At 53.6% G+C, this 24,924-nt stretch carries 22 protein-coding genes and 2 tRNA genes; 20 read left to right on the forward strand and 4 right to left on the reverse strand.

Annotated features, from left to right (window positions below):
• The first annotated feature begins 75 nt into the window (after window positions 1–75).
• Window positions 76–1,584 carry a DNA recombination protein RmuC gene (locus M6D89_RS03655; RefSeq protein WP_253966671.1) on the forward strand — a complete coding sequence of 503 codons (1,509 nt, stop codon included), beginning with the start codon at window positions 76–78 and terminating at the stop codon, window positions 1,582–1,584.
• On the forward strand, window positions 1,577–2,038 hold the full coding sequence (locus M6D89_RS03660; protein ID WP_253966672.1) for a DUF2489 domain-containing protein: 462 nt from the start codon (window positions 1,577–1,579) through the stop codon (window positions 2,036–2,038). The genes M6D89_RS03655 and M6D89_RS03660 overlap by 8 nt, the downstream gene beginning before the upstream one ends.
• Here the strand turns inward: M6D89_RS03660 and trmA are convergent.
• The 3 genes from trmA to M6D89_RS03675 are packed head-to-tail and all read right to left on the reverse strand — an operon-like array spanning window position 2,035 to window position 5,367.
• Window positions 2,035–3,129 (reverse strand): tRNA (uridine(54)-C5)-methyltransferase TrmA, encoded by a 1,095-nt coding sequence (gene trmA / locus M6D89_RS03665; RefSeq protein ID WP_253966673.1) that lies wholly within the window; start codon window positions 3,127–3,129, stop codon window positions 2,035–2,037. The two genes, M6D89_RS03660 and trmA, sit on opposite strands and share 4 nt — an antisense overlap.
• An 8-nt stretch (window positions 3,130–3,137) precedes the next feature.
• Window positions 3,138–3,887 carry a hypothetical protein gene (locus M6D89_RS03670; protein ID WP_253966674.1) on the reverse strand — a complete coding sequence of 250 codons (750 nt, stop codon included), beginning with the start codon at window positions 3,885–3,887 and terminating at the stop codon, window positions 3,138–3,140.
• 10 nt (window positions 3,888–3,897) lie between these two features.
• On the reverse strand, window positions 3,898–5,367 hold the full coding sequence (locus M6D89_RS03675) for a two-component system sensor histidine kinase NtrB (protein WP_253966675.1): 1,470 nt from the start codon (window positions 5,365–5,367) through the stop codon (window positions 3,898–3,900).
• 219 nt (window positions 5,368–5,586) lie between these two features.
• Between M6D89_RS03675 and M6D89_RS03680 the strand changes: the two genes are divergently transcribed.
• The 5 genes from M6D89_RS03680 (at window position 5,587) to M6D89_RS03700 (ending at window position 10,249) form a co-directional block, all read left to right on the forward strand.
• Window positions 5,587–5,662: transfer RNA gene (locus M6D89_RS03680), tRNA-Val, on the forward strand.
• Window positions 5,663–5,680: 18 nt separating this feature from the next.
• Window positions 5,681–5,757, forward strand: a tRNA-Asp gene (locus M6D89_RS03685).
• A gap of 1,079 nt (window positions 5,758–6,836) precedes the next feature.
• Window positions 6,837–8,177 carry a hypothetical protein gene (locus M6D89_RS03690; protein WP_253966676.1) on the forward strand — a complete coding sequence of 447 codons (1,341 nt, stop codon included), beginning with the start codon at window positions 6,837–6,839 and terminating at the stop codon, window positions 8,175–8,177.
• A complete protein-coding gene (locus M6D89_RS03695; RefSeq protein ID WP_253966677.1) occupies window positions 8,174–9,109 on the forward strand; it encodes a 1-aminocyclopropane-1-carboxylate deaminase/D-cysteine desulfhydrase in 936 nt (311 codons plus the stop codon). Before M6D89_RS03690 ends, M6D89_RS03695 begins: the two co-directional genes overlap by 4 nt.
• 9 nt (window positions 9,110–9,118) lie before the next feature.
• Entirely contained in the window at window positions 9,119–10,249 is a 1,131-nt protein-coding gene (locus tag M6D89_RS03700; RefSeq protein WP_253967696.1) for a cyclic nucleotide-binding domain-containing protein, read from the forward strand.
• On the opposite strand, the gene M6D89_RS03705 is transcribed toward M6D89_RS03700, so the two are convergent.
• Complete coding sequence (locus M6D89_RS03705) at window positions 10,210–11,205, reverse strand: DUF1853 family protein (RefSeq protein WP_253966678.1); 996 nt, start codon at window positions 11,203–11,205, stop codon at window positions 10,210–10,212. The two genes, M6D89_RS03700 and M6D89_RS03705, sit on opposite strands and share 40 nt — an antisense overlap.
• A 64-nt stretch (window positions 11,206–11,269) precedes the next feature.
• Between M6D89_RS03705 and M6D89_RS03710 the strand changes: the two genes are divergently transcribed.
• From M6D89_RS03710 to M6D89_RS03770, 13 genes are all read left to right on the forward strand, one after another.
• On the forward strand, window positions 11,270–12,169 hold the full coding sequence (locus M6D89_RS03710) for an NAD(+) kinase (protein ID WP_253966679.1): 900 nt from the start codon (window positions 11,270–11,272) through the stop codon (window positions 12,167–12,169).
• On the forward strand, window positions 12,166–13,131 hold the full coding sequence (locus tag M6D89_RS03715) for a metallophosphoesterase (RefSeq protein ID WP_253966680.1): 966 nt from the start codon (window positions 12,166–12,168) through the stop codon (window positions 13,129–13,131). The genes M6D89_RS03710 and M6D89_RS03715 overlap by 4 nt, the downstream gene beginning before the upstream one ends.
• A gap of 36 nt (window positions 13,132–13,167) precedes the next feature.
• Entirely contained in the window at window positions 13,168–14,049 is an 882-nt protein-coding gene (locus M6D89_RS17350; protein ID WP_253966681.1) for a rhomboid family intramembrane serine protease, read from the forward strand.
• Window positions 14,050–14,068: 19 nt separating this feature from the next.
• A complete protein-coding gene (locus M6D89_RS03725; protein WP_253966682.1) occupies window positions 14,069–14,332 on the forward strand; it encodes a YeaC family protein in 264 nt (87 codons plus the stop codon).
• Between the two features lie 11 nt (window positions 14,333–14,343).
• Window positions 14,344–17,028, forward strand: coding sequence for an aminopeptidase N (pepN, locus tag M6D89_RS03730; protein ID WP_253966683.1), 2,685 nt, complete (start codon window positions 14,344–14,346; stop codon window positions 17,026–17,028).
• A 7-nt stretch (window positions 17,029–17,035) separates the two neighbouring features.
• On the forward strand, window positions 17,036–17,971 hold the full coding sequence (locus tag M6D89_RS03735; RefSeq protein ID WP_253966684.1) for a 5'-nucleotidase: 936 nt from the start codon (window positions 17,036–17,038) through the stop codon (window positions 17,969–17,971).
• Between the two features lie 105 nt (window positions 17,972–18,076).
• Window positions 18,077–19,051 carry an HTH-type transcriptional regulator CysB gene (gene cysB / locus M6D89_RS03740; protein WP_253966685.1) on the forward strand — a complete coding sequence of 325 codons (975 nt, stop codon included), beginning with the start codon at window positions 18,077–18,079 and terminating at the stop codon, window positions 19,049–19,051.
• A gap of 187 nt (window positions 19,052–19,238) precedes the next feature.
• Complete coding sequence (locus tag M6D89_RS03745) at window positions 19,239–20,207, forward strand: YbgA family protein (protein ID WP_253966686.1); 969 nt, start codon at window positions 19,239–19,241, stop codon at window positions 20,205–20,207.
• Window positions 20,208–20,221: 14 nt separating this feature from the next.
• Window positions 20,222–20,707 (forward strand): nuclear transport factor 2 family protein, encoded by a 486-nt coding sequence (locus M6D89_RS03750; RefSeq protein ID WP_253966687.1) that lies wholly within the window; start codon window positions 20,222–20,224, stop codon window positions 20,705–20,707.
• The gene (gene phrB, locus M6D89_RS03755; RefSeq protein WP_253966688.1) at window positions 20,707–22,134 is read left to right on the forward strand and encodes a deoxyribodipyrimidine photo-lyase; all 1,428 of its coding nucleotides are present in this window, start codon (window positions 20,707–20,709) and stop codon (window positions 22,132–22,134) included. Before M6D89_RS03750 ends, phrB begins: the two co-directional genes overlap by 1 nt.
• Window positions 22,131–22,889 carry an SDR family NAD(P)-dependent oxidoreductase gene (locus M6D89_RS03760; RefSeq protein ID WP_253966689.1) on the forward strand — a complete coding sequence of 253 codons (759 nt, stop codon included), beginning with the start codon at window positions 22,131–22,133 and terminating at the stop codon, window positions 22,887–22,889. The genes phrB and M6D89_RS03760 overlap by 4 nt, the downstream gene beginning before the upstream one ends.
• On the forward strand, window positions 22,886–24,151 hold the full coding sequence (locus tag M6D89_RS03765; protein ID WP_253966690.1) for an NAD(P)/FAD-dependent oxidoreductase: 1,266 nt from the start codon (window positions 22,886–22,888) through the stop codon (window positions 24,149–24,151). Before M6D89_RS03760 ends, M6D89_RS03765 begins: the two co-directional genes overlap by 4 nt.
• The gene (locus tag M6D89_RS03770; RefSeq protein WP_253966691.1) at window positions 24,148–24,912 is read left to right on the forward strand and encodes a DUF1365 domain-containing protein; all 765 of its coding nucleotides are present in this window, start codon (window positions 24,148–24,150) and stop codon (window positions 24,910–24,912) included. The genes M6D89_RS03765 and M6D89_RS03770 overlap by 4 nt, the downstream gene beginning before the upstream one ends.
• The last annotated feature ends 12 nt before the right edge of the window (window positions 24,913–24,924 follow it).

Here is a 24,924-nt window from a genome sequence, read left to right on the forward strand (position 1 = left end):
GGCCAAAGCGCATAACCTTTTTCTAGTATATCGAGACAAGTGTCGCGAAGTGAAGCCTTACTCGGAATCCTTTTAATGATTGATAGTTTATATTCAGCCTCTCAACTGTGGTTAGCCGGTGTCGGCCTGCTGGGATTGCTTATTGGGGGGCTCGTTACCCTGGGGTGGGTGAGAAGCCGTATACGCACGCTTGAGTCAACCATAAGCGAGCTTAATCATGCCAAGGCCATGCAGGAGTCACAGGCCGAGAGTGAATTAGGATATATGCGAGACAGTACTGCCGAGCTGCGCCAGACTATCGCCGAGCAAGAGCGGGAAATCGAGCGGCTAAGATCGTCCTTGGCGGAGCAGCAGGCGCTTAATTCCGGGCTGAAGGAACGGTTAACGCACTTTGACGACCTTGAGCGTGATTATCGCGAACAGGAGAGGCGCATCATCGAGCTAAGCGAGCAGCGCTCCCAATTGCAAACCCAACTAGAGGCCGAACGCGAGAAGCTGCAAGCTCAAGCTGAATTGTTGCAGCAAACTCGCAGTGAGCTCAAGCATGAGTTTGAGCTGATGGCCAATAAAATATTCGAGCAGAAGTCGGCGCAATTTACCACCGCAAGCCAGTCCATGCTGGAGGGCACGCTTTCGCCATTCAAAACCCAGTTGTCTGATTTTCGTAAAAAAGTTGAAGACGTATACGAGAAAGAAAACGCCGAGCGAAGCCGCTTGTCGGGCCAGATTGTGGAGCTGCAAAAACAAGCCCATAAAATTGGCGAGGATGCGGTCAACCTCGCTCAGGCGCTAAAGGGCAACAGCAAAGCCCAGGGCGGCTGGGGCGAGGTGGTGCTGGAGCGCTTGCTGGAGCAGTCGGGCCTGCAAAAAGGGCGCGAGTACGAAACACAGTTAAGCTTTACCACTGAAACCGGTAACCGTCGAATGCCCGACGTAGTGGTGCGGCTGCCCGAGGGTAAAGATATTGTCATTGATGCTAAGGTTTCGCTGACCGACTACGAGCGCTTTTGCAGCAGTGATACCGATGCCGAGCGCGAGCGCTATTTGCAGGCGCACATCCAGTCGATTCGCTCGCACATTAAAGGCTTGAGTGCGAAAGACTACGAGAACCTGCCCGGGCTTCGGGCACTTGATTTTGTGTTTATTTTTATCCCCATCGAGGCGGCGTTTATGCTGGCGCTACAGCATGACACCACTTTGTACAAAGAGGCCTACGACAAACAAATTATTCTCGCCAGCCCGACGACCCTGTTGGCCATTTTGCGCACAGTGGAAAATATTTGGCGCTATGAAAAGCAAAACCGCAATGCCGAACGCATTGCCAAAGACGCCGGCGCACTGCACGATCAGTTTGTCGGCGTGCTGGAATCTCTGGATCACCTGGGAACGCAATTGGACAAAACTCAGGCGGCCTACGAAAAAACTCATAAACGGCTTCAATCCGGGCGAGGTAATTTAATTCGTCGCGTCGATGCCATTCGCAAGTTGGGTGCAAAAACCAAAAAGACGATTGATCCGGCGCTTTTACCTGAGGATGATTTAGGCCTCGAAGACAATTCAAAAGGTGACACAGACAATGAATAATCCCTGGTTGTGGTTAGTGCTGGGCGCTTTAATTATCGCGGTTTTGGGGGGTGTTGCGGTTTACTATGTGCTGCAATTGCGCGCATTGCGCCAGCGTCAGGCGCAGCAATTACAAGCATTAGAGGCGGAGCAAGTCGCGCAACGCAAGCGGATAAATAAGAGTATTGAAATTCTCTCTACGGCGCTCGAAAGCGACGAGCTTAGCCTGACTGAGGCCAGTATTCGCCTGTCGGTACTGCTTGACAGCCTCGAGGTCGAAGAGTCCGTGCGCGAAGAGTTTTCCGCTTTTTATCAGCTGCGCGAGGCGACCTCTCACATTCCGATTCTCAAGGCCTGGAAGGAGCTGACACCGCGCCAGCAACTGCAGTTCGATAAAGAGCGCCTGCAGCACGAAGCCACCTATGGTGAGTTCGTGCGCGACGCGGCCAAACGTATAAAAGGCAGGCAGTTTTAGTCGCCGGTAATGCGTTTTAAAACCGCACCGCACTCAATATGGTGAGTAAACGGGAACTGATCAAAAAGCGCAAGCGACGTAAGCTTGTGAGTTTTGCACAGCTCGTCGAGGTCTCGCTTCAGGGTTTCCGGGTTGCAGGAAATGTACAAAATATTATCGAAACGTTGGGCCACTTCGGTAGTGTGCGGATCCAGCCCGGCTCTGGGTGGGTCAACAAAAATACTACTAAATTGATAGCTGTCCAGATCAACATGCCGCAAACGGCGAAAAGGGCGGACTTTATCCAGTGCCTGGGAAAACTCCTCGCTCGACATGCGCGCCAGCGCGACATTTTCCACCCCGTTTAACGACAAATTATAGAGAGCGGAGTTAACCGAACTTTTGGCCAGTTCGGTGGCCAAAACCCAGTTGAAGTTTTGAGCCAAGGGCAGGGTGAAGTTGCCGTTGCCGCAATACAGCTCGAGTAAATCGCCGCCAAAGTCAGCACTTTTTTCCACCGCCCAGGTCAGCATTTTTTCGCACACCCGCGCGTTGGGTTGGGTAAAGCTGCTTTCAATCTGCTGGTATTGGAACTCCCGCTCCTTGACAGTCAGCTTTTCGATGACGAAATCATCCTGCAGTACCCGCTTTTGTTTCCGGCTGCGGCCGATCAGTTTTACTTGGAGTTGAGTTGACAGGGCACTGGCCTCTGCTTCCCATGGGTCATCGAGCGGCTTGTGGTAAATCAGTGTGATCAGCGCCTCGCCGCTTAATGTTGTTAGAAACTCAACCTGAAACAGTTTGCGGCGCAGTAGCTCGCTTTGGTTGATGGCTTCCAGCAAAGGCGGCATTAGTTTGCCGATGGTGGCATAGCCTGGGGGAAACTCACTAATGATATAAGGTTTTTTGTATTCCCCCTGGCGATACATGGCATAGTCGGCGCGGCCGCCTCGGTGCCATATTTTAAATTCGGCGCGCATGCGAAACCCGGTAGCAGGCGAGTCGAAGACTTCGAGCCGAGGGGGAGTGAAGGGAGCAAATAGACTGGTGACTCGCTCAGCTTTTTCCTGTAATTGGGCGCGGTATGCGTCCGGGGTGTAAAGATCGTTCATTCAAGCTCTCAGTTGGCCGACCCCGCCTTTTGACGGGTGCATTTTCCCCACTGGCACTGGATAAGTGAGATTGGCCGCCCATTGCAATAGTGAGCGTACACCTCTTCGGGCCAGTGATTGACGAGCGGCATTATACGGGAATTGGCGCTGCAATTTGGGCCGGTCTGCTTATTAAGTGCAAAGAACGATCGGCCGGGTTCGGGCCAGCGGCTAAAGCTATCACTCAGGCGAACAATGCTCACACTGGCGGCGGCTTTAGGTTGCGCCTGGGCGACCAGCGCCTGGGCTACTTGGGGGGATGCTAGATCAGAAAAAATACGGGTTTCGGCGATCGCCAACTCGCGCCGACACACAGATTTTTGTCCGCTGGGGCCGCGCTGGGCTAAATTTAATTGCTCGTACTGACTCTGCTGGATATCTTTGACTAAAGCCAGTACCGATAGAGAGTAGGTCTCTTCGCGCCAGCTTACCCAGTCATCATTGCCGGCCTGCATATGTCTGTCGGCTGCCTCAACCAGGCGCTGGTTGGAAAATGTCCAGGTTTCGCGGGCGGTGTTAGCGTAATCCCCTAAGGCGCCGCCCAAACTGGCGCAGGCTTTAAAAAGCGCTAAATCCGAGAGCGCTTGACGCTGCACTTCGGTCGCCAGATTGTGAATTTGGGATTCGCTGGGTGGCGGAGTCTCGGTTTGGTTTTGGCAGGCGCCGAGGGTTATAGATAGTATCAACGCAAAGGTGACACGGGAAAACGAAATGAACATAGTGACAACTCTAGGGCAATGAATGTGGGTGGGGCGATGCACCGTCGGCATTGGGGGATTTGGGTAGTTTTACGGTAAAGCGGGTGCCTTCGCCCTCAATCGACTGTACTTCAATGGTTCCGCTGTGGTGTTCGGTGATAATAAAGTAGGAAACTGAAAGCCCCAACCCCGTACCCTGGCCAACTTCTTTGGTTGTGAAAAAAGGCTCAAAAATATGACGCGCCACTTCTTCGGCCATGCCCGGGCCATTGTCTTCGACAGTGAGTATGGCGTGAGTATCGCTTTGCCCCAAGGACACATAAATGCGGGCCTCGGGCGTTAAGGTTGCACCGAATGCCTGGGCGGCATTGCGTACCAGGTTAAGCAGCACCTGTTGAATTTCCGCAGCGCTGCCCATGACTTTAGGAAGCGTGTTATCCAGTTTAAGATCAACCGGGGGCAGGGTGGCGCGCTCGGCGGCGAGCAATTCAATACCGTGGCGAATCACATGGGCTAAATCGAAAGGGCGCTGCGTCTGGCTGCTCGAGCGTGAGAAATCCAACATATTGGTGACGATTTCGGCCGAGCGCTCGCCAGCTTCGCGGATATCCTCGAGGAACTGCCATATTTTGCGGTCAGAGAGGTAGTCTGTGATTTGTTCAATGGTCAAGTGATGTTTATCGGCGGCCTGTATATTCGCTTTCAACTCCGGAGATGTGCGCCGGTAAATGTTTTGCACGCCGTGCAAAATAGTACTCAACGGATTGTTAATCTCGTGCGCCATACCGGCGGCCAGCTCGCCCAGCGAGAGCATTTTCTCGTTTTGAATCATCATATTTTCCACCCGCACCCGCATGGTGACATCGTCAATGCGGATTACAGCCCCGATCGCCTGTGCGGCAATCAGCGGATAGATGGTCAGATCGCTGTAGTGCAATTCGCTGCCCTGGGTTTCCTGAATATTCTGACTGACATAAGGCAGGGCTGCGTCGATGGTATCGTTAATGATCTCGCCATCCACGGGGAGGCTTGGGTAGACGTCTTTTAAATGTTGATTGAGCGCTGATTCGGCACTTACCCCGGTTTTTTCCACTGCGGCGGCGTTCCAGTGGGTGATAAATCCGCGGTGGGTGACCCCGATAATGACCGAAGGCATAGAGTTTAACATGCTGTGTAGGTATTCTTGGGTTTCACGCAGCAGTAACTCAGTTGCCTCGTGCCGCCCGATTTCTTGGTACAGCTGCTCGTTCGTGGCATGAAGCGACTCCGTGCGATCTTGCACTTTCTGCTCCAGAGTCTTGTGGGAGTCAAACAGTGCTTGGCGGGCGTGCTTTAGTTTTAGCCGACTGCGTTGCAAGCCGATAATAAGCAGCGTCTGTAAAAGTCCCAAAATGACAATGGTCACCCACAGCCAATCGCGCTCGCTGACCGCTTGAGCGGCAAACGCCGAAGAGCTTATAAAAGTGCCAGCTAAGAGTATGGTTAATTTTGCAGTCGTCACATTTCCTACCGAAGAATTCGATGGCCAGAGTCTAGCATTGAACCGCATCGGGAGGTAATTTGGGATAGCCGCACGGGTGGTGGGGCACGGCTTATCAGAAGCTGATCAATATGCCTAATATTTGCAATAAGTGTATAGAATTTAGGCGCTTAGCGAATTTTTTTGCAAAAAGCGTTTGACAGCTTAGCGCTTTTGAGTAGAATGCCCACCACCAAGACGGGGTGGTTAGCTCAGCTGGGAGAGCATCGCCCTTACAAGGCGAGGGTCACAGGTTCGATCCCTGTACCACCCACCAATCCAGTCTAGGTTTTGCGGACCGGTAGTTCAGCTGGTTAGAATGCCGGCCTGTCACGCCGGAGGTCGCGGGTTCGAGTCCCGTCCGGTCCGCCATACAAACAAAAGAGCCCTCGCGAAAGCGGGGGCTTTTTTGTTTGTATTGTGGTTTGTGACGGGCGAGAAGCCGCGCTCGGGTTCGACCAATTCGCCGGGAGCCAATCGGCACAGCGCGAATGCGCTGCCCGCAGAGTGGCCGCCATGGACGGCGGCCGTGTTTCCCGCCCGGTCCGCCATATGACGAAAGAGGCTCCACAATGTGGGGCTTTTTTATGCCTGCCAAAAGTGTCGTTGCACGTCGACGCTAACCGAAAGCCGCTTCGGGAGTTTCCGCATTCAGCCCCAAAATGGCCATTAGGTTGCTGCCCGCTCCACCTCGGGTCGCAAGAAGCTTGTTGGGCCGTTTGGGCGTAATTCGCGAATTAAGCCCCAGTTTCTGCCCAATTTGTCGGCTTGAGAGAACCTCTCGATAACAAATCTGTCACACTGGTGTGAAATGCTGTTCCTCAAGGCGGTTTGTTGAGCGAGCGGCCAGGGAGAATGTCATCAATATTAATAAAGTTGGAGAACTTAATATGCAAGATTATCTTGAAGAGTTGTTGGAAGTAACGTTTGACGAAGCCGATGAAGAGATCGGTGAGGACTACGCAGAAGTGTAGTCCTTTTGGTTATAAACACCCCCCTTAAAACCTGAACTGAATCCCACATTTCCCCCTTACCATCTTCTTCAGCCCGCGCAGCGGCTGCTTTCTTGACCCTGTCGCTCTATACTGCCCTGTATGCGCAATTGAATAGGGCCTGTTCACGCTAATTAAATGCAGCCTGTTGTGACTAAAAATTCGTCAATCAAGGCGCGAGGAGAGTGGTTTGGTTATTCCAAATGAACGACGAGCAACGCAGGGTGGCGGATTTTTAGCCGCAACCCGAATACTTACATGGACGTAAGGTATTAGAGCAATGCAGGAGCAATTGCCGAGGGCTGGAGCCAGTTTTGTCCCCAGCGTTGTTGCCGATCGCTTATTTGGAGTAACCAAACTTCGCTCACGGCGCCTAGCTGGAAACAAAACTGGCTTCCAGCAGGCGCACTTAATTAGCGTGAACAGGCCCTAGCAACGGGGAAGCGACCAGAGGCGTCCATGTCGAGAGAGGATATCACCTTAGAAGCCGTTATCATTTTTGCCGATGGTAAAATTGATCGGGAGCTACAGTATCCCGAATTTGAGGCTATTATCGACGGCTTTGTCCCCATCCCCGAATTTGCCGGTCGCCGCATGGAAGCCGTCTACCTGCGGGTGAATCCCAGCTTTCGCATTACCTCCTGTGTTTTCTTTTTGGTGGACTTTGACGCCAAGGGCATGATTGCCAGTGGCTGGAATGTCCCCATGCAGTCTCTGGCCGATAATGCCGCCCGGGGGCCGGATTTGGGGGCAGGGCCTGTGGCGCTTGCTTGTTACAGCCAGTGTCCGATTCAGTGGCAGCAACGCAACCTGTGGGACCCGGTGATGGAGCCGGGTAGAAACAGTTTCGTTCTGATGAAAAAAGCCATTGTTGTCAATACATTAGGGCTTCTTTTTCCCAAACAAGATGAAGAGCCTGAGGCCTCGCCCGAGGCCGATCACCGAGAGCTACGCGACGCCCTTGAGCGTCAGTACGCGCAGACCATGCGCACCCGACTGGCGCACACGCTTAAAGAGCAGCGTTTACGTATCAATACTCTAAAAAGCCGCATGGCGCTCAAACTCGACGCGCTCAAGCGGGAGCATCAGGTACGGCTTGAATCTTACAATTTGCGTCTGCAGCAGGCCGACGATGCGGTAGCGGCGGCGGATGAGCGAATTAAAACACTCCAAAGTGAGTTGGCCCTGCAGACGGGCAAGGTTGAGGGACTTAAAGAATACTACGAGCATAAACTGGCCGCCGCGCGCGAAAGCGACGAGCCTGACGCCGACCTTGAGGCTCTGGAGCTGGACTTTGCCGACAGGCTCGAGCGCGAAGTGGAGTCGGTGCGGGCTGAATTACAGCAGCAATTGGACATGCGCGAAATGGAGCTGCACTACCGCCAACAACAAGAGGCGAGTCTGCGCGATGAAATTGAACACTTGCAGAGCAACTATGCATCGCTCTTAAAGCACGGCGCCACACAGGTGTTATTACCCATGGAAAAGGCGGGCATCAGCTTTGTGGTGCACGCCCCTGGGTGCGGCCAGCTGAGTTTGAGTGTCAGCGATGTCAGCGACTACATGAGCGACCCCGAGGCTTTTGCGGCGAGCAAGTGCGGACTGGGCCTGGCGCTTTATAAGCAGTGGCTGGATCACTATCGCTCGCCTTACTGTACCGCCTGTGATGAGGCCAATGAGGAGTGTGGTACAGGGGTAAACCGGGTACATAATCCGGCCGATTTTCACCATGGTGAGTCCAACCGCTGCCCAGAGCATCGTCACTCAGTCGCCGCGAAAGTTTCCGCGCGCCCGCTATGAATTGCCGGAGTGGGATAGACGAAGATTTGCTTAATAGGGCGCTGCGAGTGCGCTACGATGTCTTGCGTTTGCCCGAGTGTGAAAGTCGCGGTATTAATCTGCTATTCAGGCGCGATGATCTTATCGACCGCCACTGCAGTGGTAATAAATATTATAAATTGTACTACAATATTCGCGCGGCTCGGGAAGCGGGCTGCCACACCTTGGTCACCGCGGGGGGCGCTTGGTCCAATCATCTATTGGCAACCGCTTATGGTGCGGCACAGCACGGTTTACGTGCGCGCGGTGTGGTGCGCGGGCAAAGGCCCGAGCGACTAAGTGATACCCTGCGGGATGCGCAAAAAGCCGGTATGGAACTAAAGTTTGTCAGTCGTCACGAATATTTAAGTCTGGCGCAGCGTAGTGGCGCTTTTCGAGGCGAATTTTACGTACCTGAAGGGGGCGCTAACGAGGCTGGCGAGCGCGGCGCCGAGGCTTTGGGGCAGGCCATCGGCGCAACCCAAGATCTGAGCCATGCCTGCGTCTGTGTGCCCGTAGGCACCGGCGGAACTCTAAGCGGGTTAGTGCGAGGTTTACCTGAAAACACCCTGAGCTTGGGGTTTTCGGTATTGAAAGATGGACGCGCCTGTAGCCAACTAGGTACCCAGTTGGCGCCGGGGCATTGGCGTTTGCTCTGGGGCTTTCACGGCAAAGGTTATGGCCGGGCATTACCCGCGCCCCTGCTGGCGTTTTGGCGCGACTTTGAAAGGCGTCACGCGATCGCACTCGACCCGGTTTATACCCTTAAAATGCTCTGGGGAATTGAGCGGCTAGCAGCATTAAATTATTGGCCTCAAGGCACCAAAGTTATTGCCGTTCACACGGGTGGTCTGCAAGGGCGGCGCGGTTTTTCCCAGGTTATTGATTGGCCCCAACCGATTATGGATGTTTGAGTGAGAGAGATGGAATTGTCTTCGCCGTCAGAGCATAGCGAAACACTGGATCTGCAGCAGGTAAAAACCCTGGTGCCGCTAAAAGATATGGGATCCCAACACCTGAATGTGTTGTTGGATTTTGCTAAGACTGAGTATTTATATTCGGGACAGACGCTTTTTAATCGCGGCTCGGTGGATGAATGCCATCTCTATTTGCTCTATGGTGATTTGTTGCTCGAAGACGAAGCGGGTAACGAACGGCTGTTAAAAGGGCGGAGCAATCTATTGCCTTTGGTGCATCATCGTCCGCGTCGTTATCAGGCAACGGCCGCGAGCGATTGTGCTGTTTTACGTTTTCCCAGTGACGAGCTCGATAAGCTACTGACTTGGAGTCAGGTGGCGGATTATTTGTCGAGCGTGATCGCCCGCGACCGGGACAAGGACGAAGATGAGCTGTGGATGAGCCGGGTTTTGCAGTCCAACCTGTTTTACAAAGTGCCGCCGCTTAATGTCGACGATATTTTTAGCGAAATGAAAGCCAAGATCGTGGATGCCGGTGAGGTCATTTTGCGTCAGGGCGAGATTGGCTCGTGTTGCTATTTTATTAAAGAAGGCCGGGCCGAGGTCACCCGCCAGGGGGCGACCGGAATGGAAACTCTCGCCCAGATTGGCCCCGGTCGCTGTTTTGGCGAAGACGCCCTGGTTAATGACGCCCCGCGCAATGCTACCGTCACCATGCAAACCGATGGCGTTTTAATGTGTCTGCCCAAGCAGGCTTTTTACCGTTTGTTAAAGAGCCCTGAGGTCCCAACCCAGAGCATGCTGTCTTTACCACAACGCGATCTCACATCCACCGCGATTATCGATGTGCGCTCGGACGAAGAGTATGCCTTGGGTCATTTACCCGGCGCAGTGAACATTCCCCTGCATTTGTTGGGTATTAAATCCCGTTTAATGCGTTTGGGAGTGCACTATTTATGCTACTGCAATACCGGCAGGCGCAGTCGTGCTGCGACTCATTTGTTGCGGCAGCAGGGGTACACCGTCAGTATGCTCACCGATGCCGCCGCATTGTTTGAGCGCGGCGATGAAGACAGCTCGCTAGAGACGGATAAAAATTATATTTTGCGCGAAGGCCTGGCGGTAGTAGGCCAGTGATCGGGTACCACAAAAAAGCGTTCCTGCTCACACCAAACGTCTTGTTGTAGCGAAACCCGAGCCACCAACTTAGGGCGTTTTTGTCCTCCCACCTGGTGTAAAAGTGCGCGGCCCAATTGCTCGGCCGATAAAGGCCGCACTCGTCTGTCATGAAAGGCAGGTGCTATCCAATGGTTGCGCGGAATTATCACATAGCCCGAGGAGTTAACGACTTTAAAGTGTTCCTCAAGGTATTGATTTAAAGCCAGCCAATAGCCGCGAACAGCTGTACGGCCGACCCCGTGGGGCAAATTGCCATGTGCGTTGAATCGGCTTTGCCTGTCACCGTATGCGTTTAGCGGGACAAATAAATAACCTTTTAACAAAAATCGTCGCTCGATGGCTTTGGCGTTTACCCCCATTGAGGTCAGCGTTTGTTTCCCTTCAGTGGTGTTCGATAAAGGTAGCTGGTGGCTGCGCAGGTGATCGAGCTTATGGCCCAGGCAATCATTGGCGTTGGGGCCGATCCAGTGTGCGGGGTCGGTCAGATCCTCGCCGTGTCCCAAATACAGCTTAAAAGCCGCCTCGATATGAAGCGGGCGGCTGGGGTCGTTCAAAATAAAATCAAAAGCGCCCAGGGTGCGTCCGCCGCTTGCGACTTGAAGGTTGTGATCGAGCAGGGGGGCGGGTTCAATACACTGCCAGTAGTAGCGCCACAGGGTTTCAAAGTAGAGTCCCAGGCGCGTACTCTTTACTTGCTTAATAAATGCCAGCAGAGGCTCGGGCTTGGCATCTAATTCCCGCAAGCGCGTTGCGATATTGGGACTTAAGCATACACTGAACTGACGAGCGTCTGTACCTTTCAGGTGTTCGACAAGATTTTCGCCGAAACAGGCATAGGCAAGGTCGCGAACCTGCCGGGTACGCAAATCGTCTAGCAGCTGTGTAAGTGTTTGTGTTGGCGTTTTTGACGTCATTGGCGTTTGTCTGGGGCTTAGGCATAATGTCTGCCCAAATCCTCATCGATATCAGAGAGTCATCATGACACAATTTGCCTCTATTGGGTTGATCGGTCGTCTCGAAAACGAGCGCGCCAAATACAGTGTCGATCGTTTAATCCGCTTTCTCCGTTCGCGTCAGCTTAATATTATTATCGAGCAGCGCAGCGCCGAGATCATTAATGCCAGCCAACACTATCCCGACGTTGAAGTGGCCGGGATGGACGAGCTGGGTAAGCGCTGTGATCTGGCGATTGTGATCGGTGGTGACGGCAGTTTATTGAGCGGTGCGCGGGACTTAGTGCAATACAATGTGCCGCTGTTAGGCGTTAATCGCGGTCGCCTGGGCTTTTTGACTGACATCGTTCCCGAAGACATCGAGCAGAAGGTCGCCGAAGTGCTGGCCGGCGAGTATGTCTCGGAGCAGCGCTTTTTACTGGATATGAGCGTCGAGCGAAACGGTGAAACCATTTGCTCGGGTGACGCACTCAATGATGTGGTGCTGCATCCGGGCGAGTTTATCCGGATGCTCGAATTTGAGCTGTATGTGGATGATCACTTTGTGACCTCTCAGCGTTCCGACGGTATGATTGTCTCAACTCCTACCGGCTCGACGGCCTATGCTCTTAGCGGTGGCGGCCCGATTATGCATCCCAAGCTTGACGCCATGGTGCTGGTGCCCATGAATCCTCATACTTTAAGTAGCCGCCCCATGGTGGTGGCTGGCGATAGTGTGGTGCGTATTTTGGTGGGCGAAAGCAACAGCGCGGTACCCCAGGTAACTTGCGACGGTCAGACTCACGATGCGATTGAAGGCGGCGACCGGATTATTATTCGCAAAAAACCTCAGCACTTGCAGCTTATTCATCCGCTTAATCACAACTTTTATGAGCGGTGTCGCTCCAAGCTCGGCTGGGGAGGGCACTTGCTGGACAAGTCATGAGTGATTGCGGGGCGATCAATTTACCGGCGCGCGCCGCCGACCTTGATATTATTGGTGATGTACACGGTTGCGCCCAGACCCTGGCCCGGCTGTTGGAAAAGCTCGGTTATCAAAAGCGGCAAGGGGTTTATCAGCACCCTCGGCGCCGGGTAGTCTTTGTCGGCGATATTGTCGATCGCGGGCCGCGTATCCGCGAGGCTCTGGCGATGGTGCGCGAGATGGTCGAGCGCGGCTCTGCCTACCTGATTTTGGGCAATCACGAGGTTCACGCCTACTGTTATTGCACTGCCCATCCGCATGCCCCTGGCAATTACTTGCGCCCCCACACCCCCCGCAACACCGCCATTGTGGCCGAAACCCTGGAACAGTTTGCCAACCACAGCGCCGATTGGGCGGACCATTTGCGCTGGATTGCCAAGTTACCCCTATATCTAGCCAGCCCGGAGCTGCGCGTCGTACACGCCTGCTGGGACGAGTCGGCTATCGCCCGGCTGCAGACACCGCAGCTATCAATGCCGCAATGGCAGGCTTTAGCCGATCCCGGTTGTGGTACGGCTACAGCCGTTAAGCGTTTAACCTCGGGAATTGACCTGCCTTTGCCCGATGGCGCCCAGATGATTTCGGCCGAGGGGTACACAAGGCGCAGCTTCCGCGCCAAATTCTGGCCTCCGGCGGCACAGCAGTATCGCGATCTAGTCTTTCAGCCCGATCCGCTGCCGGCTCATCTCGGGGAACGACCGATTGATGAACACCTAAAAGCCCAGTTGGTGGTGTATGATAGCGACCAACCGCCGTTGTTTGTGGGCCACTACTGGCTCAATGGTACGCCCCAACCGGTCGCCCCCAATATCGCGTGTCTGGACTATGGTGCGGTGCGATTTGGCAGGCTGGTGGCCTACCGCAATGACGGCAGTGCGCGGATAAAGCCCGCCAACTTTAGTTGGGTTTATGTCGATCCTTAAAGGCAAGCCCCCCCAGTGTGAGTAACCGGAGCCGCCGTGTCCTGGAGCAGTGTTCGCAAATTCCCCTTAACGCAGGATTTAACCCCGCTAAACCGCGCCCTGCGCGAGCGAGATATACCCCACAAAATTGTCGAGCTGGCCGGCCAGCAGGTCTTGCAAGTGCCGTCCCGCGAGTGGGCAGAGCCGGTCAGCGACTTTGTCGACGCCTGGCTGGCCGGAGATGTTGTGGCGACTCCCCAGTCGTCTGCGCCGCGCCCGCAGGCGGTTAAACCTTCATCACTGTGGATAGAGGCCCGGTTAAGCCCCGTCACCTTGGTGCTTATCGCCCTGAGTCTTTTGGGTTTTGCCGCCGCCGAGTGGGAGGTTTTTAATCACGCGGTGGTGGCATTGACCTTTACCCCGCTTACGCCTGTGCCCGGCGGTTTTGCCTGGGGGTCTCTGGCCGACACTCTGGGCAATGGCGAGTACTGGCGTCTGATCACGCCGGCGTTTCTGCACTTTTCAATCTTCCATATTGCTTTTAATGGTTTGTGGACCTGGGAGCTGGGCCGACGCCTGGAGTGGACCATGGGCAAGGGCCGCTATCTGTTGTTTTTTGTGGTGACCGCCATTGCCAGCAACTTGGCCCAGTACTATTGGCCCGGCCCGGTGACTTTGTTCGGTGGTATGTCGGGCGTTATCTATGCCATGGTCGGCTATATCGGTATTTACCAGTGGTTAAAACCCGAACCATTATTGGCAATACCCAAGGGTATTTTGCTGTTTATGCTCGCCTGGCTGGGGATTTGTATGCTGGGTGTGGTGGACTTTTTTATGGCCGGCGGGGTCGCCAATGGTGCTCACCTGGGTGGGTTGGTCAGTGGTGCGATCTTTGCGCTGGCAAGGCTCGGCTTGGGCGCGAGCGAGCGCAAGAGTTGATACAAACGAGACGTTGACGATGAACGATTTTGAACAAATACTGGCGAATCTTACCCCCGAGGTATACGCCAATTTAAAGCGCGCCGTAGAATTGGGCAAATGGCCCGACGGCCGCGTGCTGAGTGACGAGCAGCGCGAACTGTGCATGCAAGCGGTGATCGTCTACGAGCACAAAAACCTCAAACCCGAAGAGCACACAGGCTTTATTCCGCCTAAACCTCACACTCACTGTGGCAGTGGCGACGACGAGCCAGATGCGGAAACGCCCTTGAAGTGGCAATAGCAGGCAAACGAATGACTCAAGATTTATCCAGTAACAACTCTGATACCGTTTATTTAAAAGACTATCAATCACCGGCCTACGCCATCGAAAAGACCGATTTGGATGTGGCGATTTATCCGGGGGAAAGCTTTGTCGAAGCGCGCTTGCAGCTGGTACGACAATCCGGTCTGGTGAGCGAGCTGGCGCTTGATGGCGAGCAGCTGGAGTTACTCGCGATCGAGATCAACAGCCAGTCCCTGAGTAAAGATCAGTACCGCCTGGACGATGGCAAGCTGGTGTTAATCGAGCCTCCAGAGCGTTTCGAGCTTTACACCAAAGTGCGAATTCAACCCGAGCAGAACACCTCGCTCGAAGGGCTGTACCGCTCGCGCACCATTTATTGCACCCAGTGCGAGGCCGAAGGGTTTCGTAAAATCACCTATTATTTAGATCGCCCGGATGTGATGAGCGACTTTACCACTCGCATTAGCGCCGCTAAGTCCGAGTGCCCGATACTGTTGGCCAACGGCAATTTAGTGGAGCAGGGCGATTTAACCGATGGCCGTCATTACGCGGTGTGGCATGACCCCCACAAAAAGCCCTGTTACTTATTCGCCTTGGTGGCGGGTGATTTAAGTGTGATGGAAGATCACTTTGTCACCGCGAGTGGTCGCAACGTAGATTTGAAAATTTACGTTGAAGAAAAAGACCTGGATAAATGCGATCACGCCATGGCTTCCCTTAAAAACGCCATGCGCTGGGACGAAGAGGTCTACGGCCGCGAATACGATTTAGATATTTTTATGATCGTTGCGGTGGACGATTTTAATATGGGCGCTATGGAAAACAAGGGCCTGAATATCTTTAATACCTCCTGTGTGCTGGCCAAGCCGGAGACCACCACCGATGCGGGTTTTCAGCGGGTAGAAGGCGTGGTGGCTCACGAGTACTTTCACAACTGGTCCGGCAACCGGGTCACCTGTCGCGACTGGTTCCAGCTGAGTCTTAAAGAAGGTTTTACCGTTTATCGCGACGCCGAGTTCTCGGCGGATATGGGCTCGCCCACGGTTAAGCGGGTAGAGGATGTGGCCATGCTGCGAACCCACCAGTTTGCCGAAGACGCAGGCCCCATGGCGCATCCCATTCGTCCGGCCAGCTACATGGAAATTTCCAACTTCTATACCCTGACGATTTACGAAAAAGGCGCCGAAGTGGTGCGCATGCTGGCGAACTTGTTGGGCCCCGAGCTGTTCCGTAAAGGGACCGATTTGTATTTCGAACGCCACGATGGACAGGCTGTCACCACCGAGGATTTTGTTCAGGCTTTGGCCGATGTGTCGGGGCGCGATTTTAGCGTTTTTCAGCGCTGGTACAATCAAGCGGGTACCCCGCAGTTAGAAGTACGCGACGAGTACGATGAAAATACCCGCGAATACACGTTGCATATCACCCAGAGTACCCCGGCCACTCCCGAGTGCGCCGATAAACAACCCTTTCATATTCCCATTGCCATGGGGCTGCTGGGCGATGCGGGTGAAATAGCGCTCAAGTTGCGGGATGAAGAACTAGAGGATTTGCCAACCGATAACACCCATCGGGTACTGGAACTCACCGAGCAAGCGCAGAGTTTTGTCTTTACCGATGTGCCCGAAAAACCGGTGCCCTCGCTTTTACGCGGCTTCTCGGCGCCGGTTAAACTCAAGTTTGCCTACAGCCGCGATGATTTGGTGCGCCTGGCTCTGCGCGACAGCGATGGCTTTAACCGCTACGAGGCCTGTCAGCGGCTGGCCCTGGGCGTGATCGAAGACGCTCTGGCCGCCGATAGTGGGGGCGAGCTGAATAACTTTACCCCGGATGAGCGACTGCTGGCGGTCTACCAACAGCTACTGCAAGAAGAGGGCTTAGACCGGGCGATGCTGGCCTATATGCTGCTGTTGCCCTCCGAGGGGTTTATTGCGGAGCAGCAGAGCGTGATTGACCCCATTGCGATTCATCGCGCGCGCGGTGAAGTGGCGGGCTACATCGCCAAGGCGCTCCACAAGCCTCTACTGGCTGTGCTGGAAAATTACGACTTGCGTAAGCCCTATAAGCCTACGGCCGTTGATATCGCTGCGCGTTTGCTCAAAAACACCGCGCTCGAATTTCTCATGCGCGAGCCGGATCAAGCGGTGGTTGATCTGTGTGTGAAACATCTGCAGCAAGCCAACAATATGACCGACGAGTTGGCGAGCCTGACGGCGCTGGTGAACAGCCGCTCGCCACTGGCGGCCGACATCGCGCCGCAAAAGTTGGCCGATTTTTACGCTAAATGGCAAGACGAGTCGCTGGTGGTAAATGCCTGGCTCGCCCTGCAGGCGCGCAATGCCAACCCCGGTGGGGTAGAGCGGGTAGAGGCCCTGCTGGCGCACCCGGCTTTTGAGGCGAACAACCCCAATAAGATCCGTTCGGTGGTCGGGGTGTTTGCCAATGCCAACCCGGTTAATTTTCACGGCGGCACAGACGCGGACCCCGAGGCCGGTTATCGCTTTTTGGCCGACCAGGTGATTGCCCTGGACAGCAAAAATCCACAAATAGCGGCGCGCTTAATCACCCCCTTAACCCGCTGGCGGCGCTATGATAAACAGCGAGGCGGGGCCATGCGTGGGCAGCTTGAACGTATCAAGCATACACCTGGGCTTTCGTCCGACAGTAACGAAATTGTAAGCAAAAGCCTCTGAGGTATTTATGGCAAGTGGTTTTGGACACAAACTGGTCATCGCTATCTCCTCCCGGGCGCTGTTTAATATGGATGACAGCCACCAGGTCTTTATGAATGAAGGGCTTGAGGCCTATGCCCAGTATCAGATTGATCACGAGGATGAATTGCTCGAACCCGGCGACGCCTTTGCGGTGGTACAGAAGCTGTTAAAGCTCAATGACAACCAGCCGGGCGAGCCTCCCCGGGTTGAGGTGATACTACTGTCGCGCAACAGTGCTGACACAGGGCTTAGGGTGTTTAACTCCATTGAGCACTACAAGCTCAATATTACCCGCGCCGCCTTCTGCGGCGGGCAGAGCCCCTATCGTTACGCCTCGGCTTTTGGCTGTCATTTGTTCCTGTCTACCGAGGCGGCCGATGTACGCGACGCACTGGAGCATGGTATTGCCGCGGCGACTCTGGTGGCCCCCAAAACCCAAAAGCCCAACGACAATGAGCTGAGGTTTGCCTTTGATGGCGACGCGGTGCTGTTTTCCGACGAAGCTGAGCAGATCTTCAAGCGCCAGGGCCTGACCGCCTTTACCGAGAGCGAAAAAGCCGCCGCTAAAACCCCACTGCCCGGGGGCCCCTTTAAGCCATTTCTGGACGCGCTGCACAAGCTGCAGGCCGAGTTTGGCGATGCCGAGCGTTGCCCCATTCGCACCGCCTTGGTCACCGCGCGCTCGGCACCGGCCCACGAGCGGGTGATTCGCACCCTGCGCGCCTGGAAGATTCGTATCGACGAGTCGCTGTTTTTGGGCGGGCTGCCCAAGGGCGAGTTTTTAAAAGCCTACGGAGCCGATGTGTTTTTTGACGATCAAGAGGCGCACATCGAGTCCGCCAGTGAGCATGTGGCCAGCGGTCATGTGCCTCACGGGGTGGCTAACTCGGCTGAATTTGCGACGAAACCGTCGAAAAAGTGAATTTAACCGTGAATCTTTGTCCGGCACCGCAATTTCGGCTATTCTTGACCTGAATAATCAACTATATTTTTATAACACGATATCTATGGGCCATTTGGAGGGCTTATGAAGCTGCAACAACTCCGGTACATTTGGGAAGTGGCGCACCACGATCTCAACGTATCCGCGACGGCGCAGAGCTTGTATACATCCCAGCCGGGCATTAGTAAGCAGATTCGCCTGTTAGAGGACGAACTGGGTGTAGAGATATTTTCCCGCAGCGGTAAACACCTGACACGTATCACCCCGGCGGGCGAGGCAATATTAAAAACCGCTGGTGAAATACTGCGCAAGGTTGAGAGCATTAAGCAGGTAGCCCAGGAGTTCAGCAATGAGCGCAAGGGCAGCTTATCCATCGCCACCACTCATACTCAGGCCCGCTACGCGCTACCCAAGGTAATAGAGGGATTTATTGAGCAATACCCCGAGGTGTCTTTGCACATGCACCAGGGCACGCCCATGCAAATCTCGGAAATGGCTGCCGATGGCACCGTCGACTTTGCTATCGCCACCGAGGCGCTGGAATTGTTCAGCGATCTGGTCATGATGCCTTGCTATCGCTGGAACCGCTGTATTGTCGTGCCGCGCAATCACCCGCTGGCGCAGCTATCCGAGCTGACTCTAGAAGAGGTGGCCAAACACCCCATTGTGACCTATGTATTTGGTTTTACCGGCCGCTCTAAGTTGGATGAGGCCTTTATCAGCAAAGGGTTGGCGCCCAAGGTAGTGTTTACCGCCGCCGACGCCGATGTGATCAAGACCTACGTCCGCTTAGGGCTGGGTATTGGCATTATCGCCGATATGGCTTTTGATGAAGATGCCGACAGTGATTTAGTGGCGCTTGATGCCAGCCACTTGTTCGCCGCCAGTGTGACCAAAATCGGCTTCCGCCGCGGGACCTTTCTGCGCGGCTTTATGTACGATTTTATTCAGCAGTTTGCCCCTCACTTAACCCGTGAAGTGATTGATCAGGCGTACGCCTGTCACTCCCGCGTAGAGCTGGATGAGCTTTTTTCGGACATTCCGCTCCCCGCGTACTAACCAGCCACTGAATTGAACCAGTATTGTCTTATCGGCCCGCCATAATGCGGGCCGATTTTGTTTCCCCACCTGTGATCTATACTACAAGTGCGTACGAATAACCCAATGTGGTTTTGGTAAGCCACTGAATTTTAGACAATTCCCGGTTTACTGCCGGTAAACATGTCTTGGCCGTGGAAGTGAAACAATGTCGACAAACACGCAAAAAATTCCCGTTGGTGTCAGTCAATGCTTATTGGGCGAGCAGGTTCGGTACGATGGCGGACACAAGCGCTCGCGCTATGTTACTGATCAGCTGAATCAGTATTTCGAATTTCATCCAATGTGCCCCGAAGTGGGCATTGGCTTGGGCATTCCCCGCAAGCCCATTCGTATAGTCAATGTCGATGGTGACAGCCGGGTACAGCAAAATGACGATCCCAGCGTTGATGTGACAGATCGTTTGGTCGATTACGCCCAGCAAACCATTCCCGAGTTCAAGTCTCTGTGCGGCTATATTTTTATGCAAAACTCCCCCAGTTGCGGGGTGTTTGATTTAAAGCGTTACGGCGAGAATGGCTACCCACTGGATAAAAAGGGGCGTGGAATTTATGCCCGCGAGGTTATCGAGGCTTATCCGCTATTGCCCGTTGAGGAAGCGGGCAGGCTGAATGACGCTGGGTTGCGAGAGAACTTTATTACCCGGGTTTTTGCTTACCACGACTGGCGCACCCAAGTGGAGCCAGAGCCCACCGCGCAAAAGTTAATCAACTTTTATTCGCGCTATAAGTATCAGGTTATGGCGCACCATGTGGCCAGCTACAAGGCGATAGGGCGATTGTTGGCCGATCTCAAAAGTCGACCTATCGAAGAGTTGTGTGATGAATTCATTGTGCAGTTTATGGCCGCACTGAGCCACAAGGCGACGCGCAAAGGCAACACCAACGCGATGATGCATTTGCGTGGTTACCTAAAGAACCAGCTGGATGCCGAGGAAAAGGCTGAACTGGGTGATTTGATTGAAAATTACCGCACCGGTTTCGTGCCCCTGGTGGTGCCAATGACGCTGCTTAAGCATCATTTGCTAAAGGTCGACGATGTGTATCTTCAAAAGCAGACTTTTTGGTCCCCGCATCCAGAAAAGCTGGGTCTGCGGAACGTGCAGCAATCTAGTTAACGCGGGTGCTTATCATGAATGATATGCAAGTCAAAGCTTCAGGCTCTCAACCACTCACCGATTCGGCGCTGCTGCAGGATTTAATGGGCGCTTACGGTGAGTTTAACCAGTCCAGTGTCCAGCGCTTGTTGGGCCTCTACCGCGACGATGTTTTATTTATCGACCCGGTGACCCAGATTAAAGGCAAAGAGGCGTTGCGGGAGTATTTCTTGGAGATGGCGGCCGGGTTAAACCAGTGTCACTTTGATTTTGAGTCGGTGATCAGTCAAAGCCATCTACCGGACAACTTCGACACGAGTTTGTTTTGGACCATGCGGTTTTCACACCCCAAGTTGGCCTCGGGTGAGCTGATTTCGGTCAAGGGCTGTTCGCACCTACGTCATACTAGCCAGCAGATTACCTTTCACCGTGATTACTACGATTTGGGCGAGATGCTTTACGAGCAAGTGCCAGTTGTGGGTGGCCTGGTTCGCTATATTAAAAATCGGCTGGAGCCTTAATGAACACTTTGGTTTGGTTTCGAAGTGATCTAAGAGTTCACGATAACCCAGCTTTGCACCACGGCCTTAATCGCGACGAAACGGACGAGAATTCCGTTGCCGCTCTTTATATTATTTGCGATGAGTACATCAAAACGCATCCGGTAGGGCCTCGCAAGTTGTGGTTTACCCGCGAGGCACTGCTGAATCTGCAGGAAAGTCTCGCCGATGCGGCCATTCGACTGGACATTATTCGGGTTAAAAAATCTGCCGATATTTCCCAGGCGCTACTCAAACACTGTCTGCACCATGAAATTGATCAAGTGAATTGCAACGCCGAGTATCCCTGGGATGAACTTCAGCGTGATCGCGCCGCTCGCGATTTGTGCGAAGAGAATAATATCAAGTTTAAACGTTACCACGATCGCTGCCTGATTCCGCCCGGCGCTCTCACAACCAAGCAGGGTGATCCTTACCGAGTTTTTACCCCATTTAGTAAAGCGTGGCGCCAATTAATTGATCAGACTTTCCTAACTGTTTACCCCAAGCCCAGTCGAAAACAGTCCCTTAAGGTGGACCCTGAAACTATTGTTAACAAATTTTCGGGCCTCTCATTGTCCGAGGTGGACGATGATCACTGGGCTCCCAGTGAAGAGACGGCTTTGGCGCAGTTAGGTGAATTTTGCGAAGCCGGAATCGAGGATTACCACGAGCGTCGCGATTTTCCTGCCGAGCCGGGTACATCCTGCTTATCGCCTTACTTAAGCCTCGGTCTGATCAGTCCCAAGCAGTGTTTTATCGCCGCCGCAAACAGCGTAAGCGGACACTGGGCTGAAGACCCGGGGGTGAACACCTGGATTACGGAATTGATATGGCGCGAGTTCTACATGCACGTGGCGGTGGCCTTCCCCCAAGTGTGCAAGCACAAACCCATGCAAGCTTACACCGATAAAGTCTCCTGGCGTCGCGATAACAAAGTCTTCGATGCCTGGTGTGAGGGCAGAACAGGCATCCCTATTGTTGACGCCGCCATGCGTCAGCTTAACAACACCGGCTGGATGCACAATCGCCTGCGGATGATAACCGCGATGTTTTTAAGCAAAAACCTCGGCATAGACTGGCGCTGGGGCGAGCGGTACTTTATGGAGCAGCTAGTGGATGGCGAGTTTTGTGCAAACAATGGCGGCTGGCAGTGGAGCGCGTCAACGGGCACCGACGCTGCGCCTTATTTTCGAATCATGAACCCCATTAACCAGGCCGAGCGCTTCGACCCTAAAGGCGAGTTTATTCGCCGCTATATTCCCGAACTTGCCGATGTGACCGGGAAAAATATCTACTCGGGTGAGGGAGCCAAGGGTTACCGAAACCCCATTGTCGATGTCAAACAAAGCCGTAATGAGGCGATAGAGCGTTTTGCCAGCGTCAACAAAAAGGAGTCCGAGCAATGACCCAAGAGACTTTTTCCGGCCGCGAAGTATTGATTACCGGAGGCACCAAGGGCCTCGGCTTAGCGTTAGTCCACCAGCTTATCGATCACGGCTGTCGGGTTACCGTTTTGGCGCGCCACCTAGAGCCACTAAACGATCTACTGCAAGCCCATCAAAATAGCTTGCGAGCGATTTCGGCCGATATTGGAGATCGCAAAAGCGTTGCCGCCGCGTTGGCTGAAGTGGACGCTATTGACACGCTCATTCTGAACGCGGGTACCTGTGAATACCTAACCCCCGGACAGGTAAATGCCGAAGCCTGTGAGCGCGTGATTGATGTGAATGTGCTGGGTGCGGCCAACGTGTTGGAGTCCAGCTTGGATAAGTTGGCCGTCTCGACCCGTGCGCCACAGGTGGTAGGCATTTCAAGCTTGGTAACCGAGATGCCCCTGTCGCGGGCAGAAGTTTACGGTGCCTCAAAGGCGGCGCTGGACTATTTTTTAGAAAGCCTCAGGGTTGATGTTTATCACAAAGGTATTGATGTTACGGTGATTAAACCCGGTTTTATCAAAACACCGTTAACCGATAAAAACGATTTTCCCATGCCTTTTTTAATGAGTGCCGAGCAGGCTGCAAGTGCGGTGATGAAAGCTATTGTTCAGCGCCGCTATCTCTATAAGTTCCCCTGGCAGTTAGCTTTCAGTTTACGCTTAGGAAGCCTGTTGCCGACGGGGCTTCAGGTTAAATTATTACAAAAAATGGTAAAGCGTGGATGAGTGAAAACCGTAAGAAAATTGCAATTATAGGGTCGGGCATCAGTGGTCTGAGCTGTGCGTATCTTTTAAATCGAAAGCACGATATTACCGTGTTCGAAAAAAACGACCGCATCGGCGGCCACACCGCGACCAAGCCTGTTTCGGTAGAATCGGGCGATTATTGGATTGATACCGGGTTTATTGTTTACAACGACCGTACTTACCCCAATTTTATTGCCTTAATGAAGCAGCTGGGCGTGCAGGGGCAGAAAACGGAAATGGGTTTTAGTGTCACCTGCGAAAAGACGGGTTACGAATACGCCGGAACCAATGTCGGCGGTTTGTTTGCGCAAAAACGTAACTTATTCAGTGGACGGCATTGGCGCATGCTGAGCGATATCGTTCGGTTTAACCGCCAGTGCACCCAATTGCACCACAGTAATGCCATTGATTCGGAGCTAACGCTGGAAGATTTTTTAATCCAAGAGGGCTTCAGTGAGGCGTTTACCGACTTTTATTTATTGCCCATGGTGTCTGCGATTTGGTCGTCCGGTACTCAGACCGCGGCTAAAATGCCGCTCGAGTTTTTTATTCGGTTTTTCCACAATCACGGCTTGCTCACCATTACCGATCAGCCACAGTGGTACACCCTGGTGGGCGGCTCCCACCGTTACTTAAAGCCGCTCACCGAATCCTTCGCGAACAAAATTGTGACTGATGCGCAGATTCAATCGGTTAGCCGGAACGGGCAGGGGGTGTCCATTGAGCGGGCGGGGACAACCCCAGAAATCTTTGACGAGGTGGTGTTCGCCTGCCACAGCGATCAAGCATTATCCCTGCTAGCAGACCCCACTGAAGCCGAACAAGGGCTGTTAGGGGCCATACCTTACAAAGCCAATCGGGTTGTTATGCATACCGACAGCAGTCTGCTACCTCGGCGCAGAGCCGCCTGGGCCAGCTGGAATTACTGTTTGCCGGCCGAGCAAGATGACCGCACACTGCTCACTTATAATATGAATATTCTTCAGTGTATCAAAGCGCCCGAGACCTTTTGTGTCAGTGTGAACCCCGGTGACCGAATCGACGGCTCGGCCATTCTGGGCGAATACGAGTACGATCACCCGGTCTTTACCCGTGAAAGCGTGGCGGCCAAGTCCCGTTGGCGAGAGATTAGCGGCGTTAAGAATACCCATTTTTGCGGCGCTTACTGGCACAATGGCTTCCACGAAGACGGGGTAGTCTCGGCGCTGCGCGTGGCTAAAGATTTTGGAATTGAATTGTGAGTGACTCTCAGCCCCCAAGTGCCATCTATTCCGGTTGGGTCAGGCATCGGCGATTTACGCCGGTTGAGCACGAGTTTCGCTATCGTCTCGATCTTTTCTTTATGGACTTGGATTCGCTCGGCGAATTGTTTTCCCCGCTCAGGTTCTGGTCTTTTAATAAACGCAATCTGGGGCAGTTCCGGCGCAAAGACTTTATGGGGCCCGTGGACCGCCCACTGAAAGAGCTGGTGCTTGAAAAAGCCTCTGCAGAGCTAGACAAGGGGCGGGAGCATAAAGTGTATTTGCTGGCCAATTTGCGTCAGTGGGGTACCTGTTTTAACCCGGTGAGCCTTTACTATGTATACGAAAATGCTCAGCTACGCTGTATTGTTGCCCAGGTCAACAATACCCCGTGGGATGAGCGCCACACTTACGTGATACCGGCCGTAGCCAAAAAAAATAAAACCCAGCACAAATTTGCCAAAGCGTTTCACGTCTCGCCGTTTAACCCCATGGATATGACCTATGATTGGTCGAGCACCACTCCCGGAAAACGTCTGTGCGTGCATATGGAAAATCACCGCGAGGGCCAATGCCATATGGACGCCACCTTGGTGCTTACACGTAAAACTTGGACTGAAACGCATCTAAATCGCGTGCTCTGGCGTACTCCCTTTAACAGTGCCAAGGTTCCCCTGGCCATCTATTGGCAGGCGTTAAAACTTTGGTGGAAAGGCGCACCTGTATACGATCACCCCGGTGCAAACAGCAGTAACCGGTAAAGGAGAAAAACA

This window comes from Gilvimarinus xylanilyticus, assembly GCF_024195295.1.
In the GTDB taxonomy this organism is placed as follows: domain Bacteria; phylum Pseudomonadota; class Gammaproteobacteria; order Pseudomonadales; family Cellvibrionaceae; genus Gilvimarinus; species Gilvimarinus xylanilyticus.